Here is a 14,638-nt window from a genome sequence, read left to right on the forward strand (position 1 = left end):
TGATAGTGTACCATAAATTAAATTGTATACAAAGAAATATAAATAAAAAATGTGTTCAATTAAGAACACATCAATATTAAAAGTATTTATTTATAATTTCTTCTTCATTTTTACGCACATTCTTTTTAAATTCAATAGGCGTCTTTTGGTACCAGTCAAAAGCAATCTGTGCGCCTTCAATAAACAAAGTCTCATCAAAATCAATATTAATTTCTAAGACATTGTCATAATCATGGAAAGGAAAGAAATCTCGAATTTTATACCCATGTTTTAAGTAATCAAATTCTTTAAAGATAGGTTCCCTTTTAGCGACTTCGCTAAGACATAGGATCCATTCTTTAATGGATAATGGCTTTTTATTTCCTACGTTATAAATAGAAAGATGATCTAATTTCTTTAAAGAAAGATCTAAACAGATTTTCGCAAGATCGTGTGTATAAATGAACTGGAGTAAGGTATCTCCTTGATTGGGTATAATAATTGGCTGATGATGCACAAGATGGTCAAAGATAAAACTTTCACGCTGTGCATAATTATTTTCCCCATAAACATATGGCGGTCGCAAGATAATGATTTGACTATTTGTCAGCTGTGTTTTCAAATACGTTTCCGCTTCGATTTTATTAGTTCCATAATCTCCCCAATAGCTGTTTTCACCTAATGGATCACTGACCTTATAAGGAATGGAAAGGTTTTCTACATCATAAACAGCACTAGAACTTATAAAGATAAAAGAAGCTAACCGATCGGTGTGTAAGGATTCGATTAAATACTGTAAATGCTTTTTATTTGTTGCACTGACATCAATAACGACTTCAAAATGATGATCATTCAAGATCTTTTTTAATTGTTCCTGATCTTCTCGGTCACAAACAAGTTCCTTGATTCTTGAATCATGTAATGGTCGACTGCCACGATTTAAGACATACACGTCATCTCCAAACTGACTGAATGTTTCGGCAATGCTCTTACCGATGAAATAACTGCCACCCATAATCAAAATTTTTCTATTCATATGTTCCTCCCTGTTTTGCCCCCATTATAGCATAACTTTAAGTCATTTTATATGTGTTATGATATGAATAATGAAATTTATTTCATGGATAGAAAAGAAATTGGTGTTTTTGATTTCTATGATAGAATAATTAAAAGAGGTGTGGGAAATGACAGTAAATAATACGATGAACATTCGTAAGATGAATATTGAATTAGTAAGGAGCGCTCTATTAAAAAACAATGGGTTAACTAAAAATGAGATTTGTACTGCCACTGAGCTTTCATTGGCATCATGTACAAACATACTTAAAATTTTGATGAATAGTGGGGAAATAAAAAATGTCATTGATTGCGAATCGACGGGGGGACGCCGAGCAAAACGCTTTTATATCAATGAACAGCATGAATTGGTTTTAACGATCATTACTGTGCAGGAAGAAGATTACGTTAAAATGGATTATCGTATTGTGGACTTGTCTGGAAATGTAGTTCATTCCTTGATTACAGAAGAAAAAGAGTATCATGACGATAAAGTCGAGGCACAGGTGGAGATCCTGTTTAAAGATTATCCCAATATTAAGGCGATTGGTATCAGCATTGCCGGGATTCTTGAAGATGATCATATTCATAACGCCAATGATTATGTCTTTGAACTTGGCAACTTGCCAAAACGTTTGCAATCCTTATTCAAGGTGCCAACCGTCATTGAAAACGATTTGAATCTGGCGGTCTTAGGTTACGCCGTTTTGGTTCCAAAAGAAGCGGATAAAGGCATCGTCTTGATCGATCGTGGACTAGGGGCAGGCATCTATGCTAATGGGCAGTTATTAAAAGGAGCAAGCAATTTTGCGGGGGAAATTATGTATTATCCAGAAGAGGGAATGCGCCAAGTCTTTGATCTCAGTGTGAAACAGCAGGTAGATCTTTTAGTTAAAATATGTACTTCCATAGCAGCAATTATCAATCCGGCGATTATTGGCATCAGTGGTTATCAGCAAAAAGACTTAGACTATATTGCTTTGAAGATGGAACGCTATATTCCTAAAGCTCATCTCCCACGCTTAGTTCTGATTGAAAGCAAGGAAGATCAGATTTTAAATGGTATCATACAATTAACCCTTTCTTTATTAAAGAAAAAAATTATATAAAAAATCAGGCAATAAAACAACGCCTGATTTTTGTTTATTTAAAGGGAGCAGTCGCTTCTTTAATCATTTCAGAAACAGATAGCAAGCCACCGCTTGATAAGTACCAGTAATCCGGGGTTAAATTAATGATCTGCTGGTTTTGATAAGCTTTCGTTTGTTTAACCAAATCATTATCCAAGGTTGTGTTGGTTGTTGTGGTTCCCCCTACGACCTGTGTACGGTCGACAATGTAAAGAATATCCGGATTGATTTTAGCGATATATTCATAGTTGACACTCTGTCCATGAGTAGACACAGTGATTGTTGAATCCGCTGTTGGAATTCCTAAAAGGTCATGAATTAAACCGAAGCGAGATCCGGCTCCATAGGCTGAAATATTTCCATCGTTTGTCAGAAGGATTAAAGCTTTTTGATCGGTTGAACCGACTGTTGTTTTCGCTTCTTCAACCTGTGCTTCTAAATCTTGGATTGCTTTATTTGCAGCATCTTCAGCATTAAAGATTTCTGCGGCAATTTCAGTATTCTTTTTAACGTCTTCTAAATATGTTTTTGCATTTACTTCAACATAAACGGTTGGGGCAATCTTGCTTAATTCATCATAATAATCACTTTGTCTGCCGGAGATAATAATGACATCCGGCCCAAATGTATATAAGGCTTCTAAATCCGGTTCCTTGATACCACCTGCATTTACTGCGTTCTTATATTCAGATAAATAATCCGGCAGACTGCTTACTGGCAATGCCAATTCGGTGTCGATTCCCATCACTTTCATGGTATCTAAGAAACCAAAATCAAAGACTGCTGCTTTATTTACTTCTCCTTTGATTACAGCTGTTCCTTTAAGGTGTTCAATGGTCATGCTTTGTTCCGATGTGTTTTTTTCAGGAGTACTTTGACATCCGGCTAATACGAATGCCATAAATAAGGCGAAGGTACACGTTAATATTTTTTTTATATGTTTTTTCATTGTTAGGCTCCTATTCAAAATATAAACAAAATCTTTTGCCATCAATCTCTTTGATGGTCATTTCTATATCATAAATCTCTTTTAATACTTCCGGACGAATAATTTCATCCGTACTTCCCTGAGCGATGATCTTTCCTTTCTTTAAGGCAATGATGTGATCGCTGTAGTAAGAAACAAAATTAATATCGTGAATGACGACTAAAACGGTTTTATGCAGCTCGTCGACTAATTTGCGCAATACTTTCATGATCTGTGTCGCATGCTTCATATCTAAATTGTTAAGGGGTTCATCTAGGAAAATATAATGACTATCCTGTGCTAATACCATTGCAATATAAGCAAGCTGTCTTTGTCCGCCGCTTAGTTCATCTAAATAGCGTGTTCTTAAATGATCAAGCTCCAAATAGGCGATAGCTCGATCAATATGCTGATGATCTTCTTGACTTAATCTTCCCTGACTGTGAGGAAAACGTCCAAATCCTACTAATTCCTCAACTCTTAAACGGACAATCGACTGCTGTGCCTGCTGAAGTATCGAAAGGTGTTTTGCCAATTCCTGACTTTTCCATAAGGATAGCTCGATCTCATCAATATAGACGTGACCGCCATTTTTCTCTAACGTTCTCCCGATAATTGAGAGAAGTGTAGATTTTCCGGTTCCGTTGCTGCCAATAAAGGCAATGATCTTTTCTTCTGGCAGACAGACATCAATTTCATTAAGTACAGGAAATTGATCATAGGTTTTAGTCACTTGTTTTACTTCTATCATTTTTGACGCTCCTTTATAATTAAATAGATAAAATATACTCCGCCGATAAAATTAATAATAACACTGACAGTCGTATTAAATGAAAAGACACGTTCGACTAAATAAGTGGCAGCTAATAAGAATGTACCGCTAAGTATTGTCACTTCGATCATCATTTCCTGATGACGATAAGTATTTAGTAACTTTCTAGTCAAAGAGACAACTAAGATACCTAAAAAGGTAATGGGGCCTACTAATGCCGTAGAAATTGAAATCAGTACAGCACTCAGCATCAGCTGTCTTTTGACTAAACGATAGTAATTGACACCTAGATTAATAGAAGAACTTCTGCCTAATGATAATACATTCAAGGCATGACGGTCTTTAAGTAAAATATAGGCACAAGGCAAGATCAGCAGACAGCTGATGCCAAGCAAAGAAACATTTACATTATTAAATGAGGCAAACATCTTTCCTTGCAGGATAGTAAATTCATTTGGATCCAACAGAACCTGCATAAATGAAGATAATCCGCCAAAGAGACTGCCTAAGACCATTCCTGTTAATACCAATCGATAAATATCTTGATTTTCTTTTTTAAAGACAAGATTAAATAATCCCCACGAAGCGATCATCATCAATCCGATGGATAGGAAGAATTGACTGTAGTTTGTCATCATCGATAGTTCTTTGCTTCCCCAAATAAAGATAATAAATGTTTGAATAAACATGTAAAGAGATTCCAATCCCATTACATTGGGCGTAATCAGCTTATTATTGGTAATCGTTTGAAAAGATAAAGATGAAACACCAATACAAAAGCCGGTTAATAGAATCGCTAAAACCTTAGTGCCTCTTTTTGATAGGAAATATTGCCAGTTAGAAGCATTTAATTGAGGTAAAAGATAAAGCAGACAAATCCCTATAAATAAAATAACAGTAAGAAATATGATTTTCTTTTGTTTGGATAAAGCATTTATCATCATCTTTTCTTCCTCCTAATCAAGAATAAAAAGAGGATACTGCCGATAACACTGACGACGACGCTGATTGGCAGTTCATAAGGAAAAATAATCACTCGGCTGAATATGTCACAGATCAACACAAAACCAGCTCCCCATAGGGCACAGTCGATGACGTTCTTCTTAACGTTATCACCTTTAAACATTGAAAGCAGGTTGGGAATAATTAAACCGATAAATGCAATACTTCCTACATTCACTACAACAATCGAAGTCATAATGCTGACTAAACTCAGACCAATAAAAATGATATGTTCATAGCGCAGTCCAAGATTTTTGGCAAAACTGTCTCCCATTCCAGCTATTGTAAAGTGATTGGCATAAATCATCGACAGAATCAGACAGGGGATTCCTAAATAAAGCAGTTCGTAGTTTCCTTTTAATATTAAGGCAAAGCTGCCTTGCAGCCATGATGACATATTTTGAATAATGTCTAATCGATAGGCGACAAAGGTAGTAACACTGCTGACAACACTGCCCAGCATCATCCCAATTAACGGTGTCATTACCGTATCTTTGATCTTTACCTTCTGCAAGATTTTCATAAACAGCATTGTTCCCAATAAAGCAATAATAAAGGCAATGAAAACTTTTTGACCGGTAGTTGCCTGACTGAACAGAACCATTGCAATCATCACTCCAAAACGGCACCATTCCATAGTTCCCGCAGTTGAAGGAGAAACAAATTTATTACTGGTAATACTTTGCATGATGAGTCCGGCAACACTTAACATTGCTCCGGTCAATAAAATGCTCGCTAAACGTGGCAGACGACTGATAATCGCAAGTGTCAGCTGACTGCTTTCGCCATTAAACAGGGCGATAAAACTGAAATCCTGCACACCGATGCTTAAAGAATAAACAGCAAATAGAATAAGCATTATAAGATATAAGCTGCGGTAATATTTACGAAATAAAATAATATCTCCTCCCCTACTGAGTTAGTCAAAGCTAACTAAGGGCATGTTAGCATAAACTAACTTTTTGGTCAACTATTTTAATAAATCACTTACTATTTATTTTTTATTATGAACAACAAAAAAACGACAGATATAATCCGTCGTTCCATTCAAATGGTGCAGAAGAGGAGATTTGAACTCCCACGCGTTGCCGCACTGCCGCCTGAAGACAGCGTGTCTGCCATTCCACCACTTCTGCATAATTTCCTTTTACATCATACACCAATTTTTTTTAATCGTCTAGTATTAATCGTATGAGGAATAAAATTTTAATATAAATAGGATGAATTTTTGTATGTAAGTGAATACAAAAAATATTGACAACGCTTTCTTCATTAGTTATCATAAGTGGTGACGATAAGGGTGGAATACGGATAATGCGCAAAATAAATCGGTATTCTAAGTATGCAATTACTTGCATAGTTAAAATTTAATAGGAGGAACTAGCAATGAAATTCTTAGAAGAAAAGTTCGTCCCATTTGCAGCTAGAATCGGGTCACAAAGACACTTAGTTGCAATTAGGGATGCTTTCGTCGTGATTATGCCGGTAACAATCGTGGGTGCGGTTGCGGTATTAATCAATAACATTCAGGGGGTATTCGCTGAAAACGGATTGAATGTTATGTCTATCTATAACGGATATACAAACTTTATCAACAATACAGGGATCTCTGATGTAATGTCAGCAGTAAACAAAGGGTCAATCAACATGATGGCTGTATTACTTGTAGTTACATTAGGTTACCAAATGGCAAAAGGGTTAAACGGAGATGGTATTGCCACTTCAGTTGTTTCACTTACTTGCTATTTAGGGTTAGCACCAGCAGTGCAGACTTTAAACAATTCTTATTCTTGGGCTGAAAATGCGAAAAATGTAGAAGTATTGACAGATGATATTGCCAGCGGCGGTATCGCTGGAGCAAAATTAGATTCTAACGGAATGTTCGTTGGGATGCTTCTTACAATCGTTGTAGCCGAAGTATTCATTCGTTTATCTAAAAATGATAAATTAAAAATTACGTTGCCAGACGGTGTACCACCGGCAGTAGCAGGATCATTCACCGTATTAGTACCGGCTATCTTAACTGTTATTTTAATTGTGGCAGTTGGAACTTATATTGACAGATTTACCGGAATGAACTTATGGACTATTATCCAAAAATTCGTATCTGCACCATTAAACAGTGTTGCCGATACTTTAGGGACTGCCGTATTAGTATCATTCTTAACACATATCTTATGGGTATTTGGATTACATGGGGCAAACTTAGTAGGAGCGGTGACAACACCAATCTTTACGCCGATGTTAGTGCAAAATACAGCAGCTTTTGAAAACCATCAAGCTATTCCTAATGTTGTGCCAGGAGTTGACTTATTCACAAAAATGGGTGGATCAGGGGCAACTTTAGGGTTACTGATCGCTTCTTTACTATTCAGTAAAGTACAAGCAGAACGTACAGTCATCAGTATCTCAATCGCACCGGGGTTATTCGAAATCAATGAACCTATCATCTTTGGTTTACCAATCGTTATGAACCCTATCTATATGCTTCCATTTATCTTAGGTCCGGTTGTTTTATCTATCACAACTTACTTATTAATGGACTTCAATATCATTGAACGTGGATGTCTGTCTATTCCTTGGGTAACACCACCTTTATTAAGCGGGTTCTTGGTTACCGGCGGAGGATTCAGAGCGACTATCTATCAGGCAATCGGAATCGTCTTCTTAGTATTGTTATGGACACCGTTTGTTATGATGTCAAATAAACAAAACGCAGATTAATTAAAAGCTATCGTCATGATCTCCCAAGTGCATTGGGAGATTTTTTACATACATAAACTACTATTTACTAAATAATACAAAGGATCGCATTTATTCTATGCTAGAATAAAAATGAAGGTGATACCAATGAAAAAACATGCGCGTAAAAACAATAAAATAATAAGAGTCTTATTTCTTTTACTGATTATTATTGCGGCTGTATTTGCAGTTATGATACCTGTTTTAAATAAGGAAAAGACTATGCACGGAACAATCAAAGCAGTTAGTGAACAAACCGTAACAATTATGAATAACGATCAGCATATTTATATATTTAATCGGGAAAAGACAGTATTTGAAGGAGATCCGGTTGAGGTCAATGGCGATATTGAATTGACTTACAAAGGACATTTAAAAGAAAACAAGGATACTGTACAAAAGGCAAAGCTGATAAAAGCGACGATTACATTACCCACTCATACGATTCAAGGTATTATTGAATCTAAAGATGCAGACGTTGTCTTCTTATCTAGTGAAGAAAGAACTTATGGCTTTAAAACAGCAGAAGATAAAATCAGCGGAGGACAGATTATTGCAGAAAACCAAATTACTGTGACCTATCGAGGAACTTTAAACCCGAATCAGCTTATACAAAATGTTGTTTTGGTAACCATGGAAATAAAAGAAGTGGATCACTATTATGAGGGAACAATTATGGAGGCAACTGAGGATTCTATCGCAATCAGAGCGGGTGACGGCAGTGAATATTTATTTAGCCGCATGAATGTACGAGGGGATAATGTGATTGCGGGGTATGACGCTAAAGTAACCTATCATGGAAAAATCAATGATACTCATGAAGGGGTGCAAGATGTGACCATCCAATTTATTGATGTAACCAAAGTGGATTTGGGGTATCTTGATCCGATTATTGCCTTGATGAATCAGATGAGTGCCCAAGAGAAGATCGGACAGATGTTTATGGCACGCTGTCCCAAAGAAGATCAAACAGCCTTTGTTGAAGAATATCAGATCGGGGGCTATATTCTTTTTGGGCGGGACTTTGAAAATAAGACAGTAGAAGAAGTAACACAGAATATTGCTTCCTATCAGTTGGCAAGCAAGATTCCTTTGCTTATTGGAACAGATGAAGAGGGAGGAACTGTTAACCGTGTGAGCCGTTATTTTCGTGATACTCCGTTTTTGTCACCGCAAGCACTTTTTAATCAGGGGGGGATGCAGGCGATTCTTCAAGATGTCGATGAGAAATCTCGTTTTCTGCAAGGATTTGGCATCAATGTCAATTTTGCACCGGTTGCAGATGTCTCTACAAATTCCAATGATTTTATTTACGAACGCAGTTTTGGTAAGAGTGCCGGCGAAGATGCTGATTATGTAGGACAGGTCGTATGGCGTATGAAGCAGGATCGAATGGGCAGTGTCTTGAAACATTTCCCGGGCTATGGCAATAACGGGGATACTCATACAAACATCTGCTATGATGAAAGAAGCTATGACACCTTTACAAGCAGTGATTTTCTGCCGTTTCTTGCCGGTATAAAAAACGGAGCTGAATGTATCTTAGTCAACCATAATATCATCACCTCAATGGACAGTGTTCATCCAGCCTCCCTTTCTTTAGAGGTTCATTCAATATTAAGAAATGATTTGGGGTTTGATAAGGTGATTATCACAGATGATTTGGCAATGGATGGCGTCGCTGATTATGCGGATAGTGAAAACATTGCTGTTATGGCTATTCTAGCCGGCAATGACATGCTTTTGACCAGTGATGCTCCACGGCAGATTGAAGCCGTAGAAAAAGCTGTTCAAGATGGAACGATCAGTATGGACCAAATCAATGTTTCTGTAGAACGAATCTTACGCTGGAAACATAATTTAGGTTTGTTGTAGCATCGGTTATTCCGGTGTTTCTTTTGTTGAAAAAAAGCTAAGGAAAAATAGAAAATCGGTATACTAATAGAGTAAAGGAGCTGAAATTATGGAATATAAAAAACTAATCTCTTTCCCTGAAGGATTCCTTTGGGGAGCAAGTACAAGTGCTTTTCAATGCGAAGGGGCTTATGATGAAGATGGAAAATCTAAATGTGAAAGGGAATTAAGACCGGTACCTGATAATATTGCGGACTTCTCAACGACCAGTGATCATTACCATCGTTATAAAGAAGATATCGCATTAATGAAAGAAATGGGATTTAAGGCTTATCGTTTTTCTATTGCTTGGACAAGAATAATCCCTAATGGCGATGGAATCGTGAATGCCTTAGGGGTAAAGCATTATAATGATGTAATCGATGAATGCTTAAAAAACGGAATTACCCCTATTGTGACATTGCATCACTTTGATATCCCGAACTGCTTAGAAGAACGCTATGGCGGTTGGCGCTCTAGAGAGGTCATCAATGACTTTGCTGAATACTGCACAGTTTGTTTTAAAGAATTTGGTGATCGTGTAAAACATTGGACAGTCAATAATGAATACAACAGCTTTTTCTTTGATATGCTGAATAGTTCCTTTGGGGATAAAACAGCTGGGATTGACGATCAAAATGCCTTAAAAGCAGGAATTAATATAGCACATATCAAATTGGTTGCAGAATCAAAAGTAATTGGTATCTGTCAAGAAATGTGGCCAGACGCGCTAATTGGTCCAACAGTTCACTATGAACCGGGGTATGCAAACAGTTCACGCCCGGAAGACCAGCTTGCTGTAGATAATAATGATGCGTTTAGAGTCTATCTTTATTTAGATGTTGCCTGCAAAGGAAAATATCATCCTTTGGTATGGCGCTTCTTAGAAGACCGTGATGCTTTGCCGGATATTCAGCCGGGAGATATGGAAATTATCGCTGCTCACAATGCGAATTGGCTGACGCTCAATTACTACATGTCTGCAACTGTTGGATATTCTCGTTTAGAAGATGAAAGTGTCGGTATGGCGATCAGTCAAAATGGCGGAGCTGACGATATGACTTCTTATAATATTCAAGGAGTAGTCAAGGGCTATGCAAATCCACATTTAGTACGTTCAGAATTTGGCTGGGAAATAGATGCTGTGGGACTGCGTAATGCATTAAGAAGATTAGCTTATCGTTATGACTTGCCTATCATTATCACGGAAAATGGATTGGGAGCTTATGATAAATTAGAAGAAGATGGAAGTATCCATGATCCATACCGCATTGAATACTTGAAAAATCACATTGCTCAATGCCGTTTAGCGATCAACGACGGAGTCAATCTGATTGGTTTTTGCCCATGGTCTGCGATTGATTTAATTTCTACCCATCAGGGAATGGCAAAACGCTATGGATTTATTTATGTAAACCGTGATGAACATGATCTTAAAGATCTTAAGCGCTATCGCAAAGATTCTTTCTACTGGTATCAAAAAGTGATTGAAAGCAATGGCGAAATATTGTAATTTTAATATTCATTTTTCCTTCTTATAGGTCTATAATAGGCGTGGAGGGAAAAGTCATGGCAAAACAATTATGGTTAGTTATCGAAGATAATCAATATACAAGAGACACGATGAAAGAGTATTTTAAAACAAGTGACGTTGAATTGTATTGCACAACCGAACAATATATCGAAACCGCACTTAAAAAGAACACTTTTAATATCGTTTTAGCGAGTTTTCAATATTTAAAACACCCAAACCTAATCACTTATTTTAAGGATTATCGTTTGCCGGTGATCGTTTATGATGTTACAGAAGGTGAACGTGTAAAAGAATTTGAACAGCAGCATGTCGATAAGCTGATGTATGGACAGATCAATTATGGACAAATGCTCAATATTGCTCATCAGCTGATTAAAGATTATGAACCAACCAAACAAGAGATCCTGCATTTTAAAGATTTAGAATTAAATGTCAGTACCTCTAAGTTAATGGTAGGGAATAAAGAAGTCTTAATTAATGATAAAGAACTTTTGATCTTGGATCTTTTGATGGCACATCCTTATCGATCATTCATTGCAGAAAAGATGAAAGAAATGCTGTTTAGTGAAAATGCAGCAATCACTATTGATTATATACAAGGATTAATCAGTACAATTGAAAAGAAATTAACCTCTGCACATCCTGATGAAAAATATATTACTGATATTTGGCAGACAGGATATAAGATGGTCGTAGATTAACTTTTTGCTTAGCGAAAAGTTTTTCTTATTCTCAAAATAATACATCCTATAAAAGAGCTTTGCTATAATGGGGTGAGGTGAAAAAATGAAAAAAGTCATATTTTTTGATATGGATGGCACATTACTGTATCGCAAAAACGAGAACGATGCACCTGCCATTAGTAAAAAAACACAGGAAGTATTAAGGAAAGTACAGGAAAAAGGGCATTTAATCTTTATTGCTACAGGAAGACCCTATGCCTTTTTAGATAAAGATGTTGTGGATTTCGGCTTTGATGGTTACGTATTATCCAATGGTGCAGTGGTTTTATACCATGAACATTTGCTTTATCATGCACCAATGAAAAAACAATTAATAGAAACGTTAATTAATGATTTTGAAACACGTAAGATAGAGTATATTATGCAGACGAAAGAATATTCTTATATGAATAAAGAGAATAAACTGATGAAAGCGTTCTATGATCGCTGCAGTGTCAATTATGATTATATAAAAACAGAGGATTTCACTCCTCATCAGCTGTTAGATGACATTGTGAAATTAGAGATGCTTCCGGTTGGTGAAGAAAATATTGCTTTTTGCCGCAGTTTGGAAGGAGACGATTTTGCAATGATGGGAAATCCTCCGTTTACTTTTGAACTCTATTCTAAGAATACATCAAAAGCCACGGGGATATTAAAAGTTTTGGAAAAGCTGAATATCGATGTTCAAGACAGTTATGCCTTTGGAGACGGACCGAATGATATTGAAATGCTTCAGACTGTGGGGCATGGTATAGCAATGGGCAATGCGCCTGAACACGTTAAAGAACATGCAGATGAAGTCTGTCTGCCGGTAGATCAGGATGGTGTCGCTTGTAAACTAGAAGAATTATTTTTATAAGATGGATCTTAGGATCCATTTTTTTGTTGTAGGACAGTTTTCATAGAAAAAGCAAAAAAAGTCGGTTTGATCCGACTTTTATTTAAATACTTCATTCGCAATCGCAACAACATGTTCAAGTTTAGCCCATTGCTGCTGCTGGGTAATATGGTTTCCTTCCTGCGTGGAAGCAAAACCGCATTGCGGAGATAGGCATAGCTGTTCTAATGGAACATATTGGCTGGCTTCTATAATTCTTTGCTTGATCGCTTCTTTATCTTCTAAATCTGCGGTTTTAGTAGTAATCAAACCTAATACTACTTTTTGATTATGAATGTATTTTAATGGACTGAAATCACCTGAACGTTCATCATCATACTCCAAGAAAAAACCATCAAAGGCATCAATAGAAAATAATCGCTTGGCAATAATGTCGTAAAATCCTTCATAAAGCCATGAAGACTGGAAATTCCCTTTACAGATATGGAAAGTGATCACCATATCCTTTGGTTTTACGCTTAAAGCTGCTTCAGTGATATCCCCAAATTCGTTAATTAACTGATCCGGCTGATAGCCACAGGCTTCAATTTTTTCTCTAAAAGCAGAAGAAAAAAGAGCTCCCCATGATGTATCATCTAATTGCAGATAACGGCATCCTGCCTCATAAAATGCTGAAATGGCTTTCTGATAAGTTTCAATAAGATCTTTTCTAAAATCCGCTATATCTGAATAAACCGGATTTTCTTTATATTGCGGTGAAAGGATTAAGGAATCTAAATAAATCATATTAGGCCCCGGTATCGTCTGTTTGACTAGAGTATCACCGGCGATTTCCTGAGTAAGACGGAAATGTTCTAAAAATGGATGTTTTTCATTAAAAGAAATAGGACTGCTGATATAGCTTCCCTGTACTTTCATTTCTTTTCCCTGAAAACCGGTAGTTACTTTATCATACACACTAATGCCGTTTAATGCCTGTATGAAATCTAAATGCCACCAGCGTCGACGAAATTCCCCATCGGTAACTGCTTTTAATCCAAGACTTTTTTGTTTATCAATCAGTTTTTTTATTTCCTCATTTTCGATAACCGTCAATTCTTCTTTTGTAATCGTATGGTTAAAATAATCTTCACGAGCCTTTTTTAAACGCTCCGGTCTTAAAAAACTGCCAACAATGTCATATTTAAATGGTGCTTTATCCATCACTTATTCCCCCTTTTTACCATCATAGCATGATTCCTTGTTATGATATAATTCATTATAAGTATCACTGATTATAGGAATTAACTATACCTCATTTCAAAAATATGATAATAACCGCTATAAAATACAGAATTATGCTATAATATTTAAAGTTGATGTGGGGGGAAGATATGTGATAGAAATACATGAATCCGGTGAGGATTATTTAGAAACGATCCTCGTTATAAAAAATAATAAAGGAAGTGTGCGAGCTATTGATATTGCGAAAGCACGTCATTTTTCTAAGCCAAGTGTCAGCCGTGCTGTCTCTGTATTAAGGGAACAAGGGTATGTCGATGTGATTGATGGAAAGATAGAATTAACTCAGGAAGGACGTCAGATTGCTGAGGATATCTATGAAAAGCATCAGTTGTTAATGGCGATGCTAATGCGTTTAGGGGTAGATGAAGAAACAGCGGCTATGGATGCCTGCAAAATCGAACATACCTTGAGCCCTAAAACCTTTGCTTGCTTAAAGGCACATTTTAAGAAGAAATGAGAGGATCATTTCTTTTTTTGCGTCTTAATTGACAAGACTTATTGCGCAATGGTACGATTCGTTTATCTTAGATAAATAGGGAAGTGAAGAAAATGTCAACCTTTATAGTTGCTTCACTGTTGGTTATTGCAGTCGCTATATGTATTCATAAGATGATAAAAGATCATCGCAGCGGACATGGCTGCAGTGACTGTTCAGGATGCAGTAAAGCAAAACAATGCCAGCATAAGAAGTAAGGATTTCATATTTTGTTTTATCT

General features: G+C 36.5%; 14 protein-coding genes and 1 tRNA gene. 8 read left to right on the forward strand and 7 right to left on the reverse strand.

From position 1 onward, the window contains the following. Nucleotides 1–76: 76 nt before the first annotated feature. A complete protein-coding gene (locus tag ACLRVU_RS05025; RefSeq protein WP_412890955.1) occupies nt 77–1,015 on the reverse strand; it encodes an NAD-dependent epimerase/dehydratase family protein in 939 nt (312 codons plus the stop codon). A 148-nt stretch (nt 1,016–1,163) separates the two neighbouring features. Here ACLRVU_RS05025 and ACLRVU_RS05030 point away from each other — a divergent pair, with 148 nt between their 5' ends. Next, nucleotides 1,164–2,144 (forward strand): ROK family protein, encoded by a 981-nt coding sequence (locus ACLRVU_RS05030; protein WP_412890956.1) that lies wholly within the window; start codon nt 1,164–1,166, stop codon nt 2,142–2,144. Nucleotides 2,145–2,178: 34 nt separating this feature from the next. Here the strand turns inward: ACLRVU_RS05030 and ACLRVU_RS05035 are convergent, their stop codons facing one another. From ACLRVU_RS05035 to ACLRVU_RS05055, 5 genes are all read right to left on the reverse strand, one after another. Next, nucleotides 2,179–3,114 (reverse strand): siderophore ABC transporter substrate-binding protein, encoded by a 936-nt coding sequence (locus tag ACLRVU_RS05035; protein ID WP_412890957.1) that lies wholly within the window; start codon nt 3,112–3,114, stop codon nt 2,179–2,181. A gap of 10 nt (nt 3,115–3,124) precedes the next feature. Then, nucleotides 3,125–3,883 carry an ABC transporter ATP-binding protein gene (locus ACLRVU_RS05040; protein WP_412890958.1) on the reverse strand — a complete coding sequence of 253 codons (759 nt, stop codon included), beginning with the start codon at nt 3,881–3,883 and terminating at the stop codon, nt 3,125–3,127. Next, a complete protein-coding gene (locus tag ACLRVU_RS05045) occupies nt 3,880–4,848 on the reverse strand; it encodes an iron chelate uptake ABC transporter family permease subunit (RefSeq protein ID WP_412890959.1) in 969 nt (322 codons plus the stop codon). Before ACLRVU_RS05045 ends, ACLRVU_RS05040 begins: the two co-directional genes overlap by 4 nt. After that, the gene (locus ACLRVU_RS05050; RefSeq protein WP_412890960.1) at nt 4,845–5,765 is read right to left on the reverse strand and encodes an ABC transporter permease; all 921 of its coding nucleotides are present in this window, start codon (nt 5,763–5,765) and stop codon (nt 4,845–4,847) included. The genes ACLRVU_RS05045 and ACLRVU_RS05050 overlap by 4 nt, the downstream gene beginning before the upstream one ends. Before the next feature lie 193 nt (nt 5,766–5,958). Next, nucleotides 5,959–6,042 (reverse strand) — tRNA-Leu (locus ACLRVU_RS05055). Between the two features lie 250 nt (nt 6,043–6,292). Here ACLRVU_RS05055 and ACLRVU_RS05060 point away from each other — a divergent pair. From ACLRVU_RS05060 to ACLRVU_RS05080, 5 genes are all read left to right on the forward strand, one after another. Then, a complete protein-coding gene (locus ACLRVU_RS05060) occupies nt 6,293–7,630 on the forward strand; it encodes a PTS sugar transporter subunit IIC (RefSeq protein WP_147552600.1) in 1,338 nt (445 codons plus the stop codon). A 126-nt stretch (nt 7,631–7,756) separates the two neighbouring features. Further along, a complete protein-coding gene (locus ACLRVU_RS05065) occupies nt 7,757–9,523 on the forward strand; it encodes a glycoside hydrolase family 3 protein (RefSeq protein ID WP_412890961.1) in 1,767 nt (588 codons plus the stop codon). Nucleotides 9,524–9,611: 88 nt separating this feature from the next. Further along, on the forward strand, nt 9,612–11,054 hold the full coding sequence (locus ACLRVU_RS05070) for a glycoside hydrolase family 1 protein (RefSeq protein ID WP_412890962.1): 1,443 nt from the start codon (nt 9,612–9,614) through the stop codon (nt 11,052–11,054). 56 nt (nt 11,055–11,110) lie between these two features. Continuing rightward, nucleotides 11,111–11,776, forward strand: coding sequence for a winged helix-turn-helix domain-containing protein (locus ACLRVU_RS05075; protein WP_412890963.1), 666 nt, complete (start codon nt 11,111–11,113; stop codon nt 11,774–11,776). An 85-nt stretch (nt 11,777–11,861) separates the two neighbouring features. After that, nucleotides 11,862–12,659, forward strand: coding sequence for an HAD family hydrolase (locus ACLRVU_RS05080; RefSeq protein ID WP_412890964.1), 798 nt, complete (start codon nt 11,862–11,864; stop codon nt 12,657–12,659). Between the two features lie 78 nt (nt 12,660–12,737). Here the strand turns inward: ACLRVU_RS05080 and ACLRVU_RS05085 are convergent, their stop codons facing one another. Further along, on the reverse strand, nt 12,738–13,841 hold the full coding sequence (locus ACLRVU_RS05085) for a 5-methyltetrahydropteroyltriglutamate--homocysteine S-methyltransferase (protein WP_412890965.1): 1,104 nt from the start codon (nt 13,839–13,841) through the stop codon (nt 12,738–12,740). A 172-nt stretch (nt 13,842–14,013) separates the two neighbouring features. On the opposite strand from ACLRVU_RS05085, the gene ACLRVU_RS05090 reads away from it, so the two are divergent. Further along, on the forward strand, nt 14,014–14,379 hold the full coding sequence (locus tag ACLRVU_RS05090) for a metal-dependent transcriptional regulator (RefSeq protein WP_412890966.1): 366 nt from the start codon (nt 14,014–14,016) through the stop codon (nt 14,377–14,379). A 92-nt stretch (nt 14,380–14,471) separates the two neighbouring features. Continuing rightward, complete coding sequence (locus ACLRVU_RS05095; protein ID WP_412890967.1) at nt 14,472–14,615, forward strand: FeoB-associated Cys-rich membrane protein; 144 nt, start codon at nt 14,472–14,474, stop codon at nt 14,613–14,615. The last annotated feature ends 23 nt before the right edge of the window (nt 14,616–14,638 follow it).

Source organism: Beduini sp. (assembly GCF_047239305.1).
In the GTDB taxonomy this organism is placed as follows: domain Bacteria; phylum Bacillota_I; class Bacilli_A; order Erysipelotrichales; family Coprobacillaceae; genus Beduini.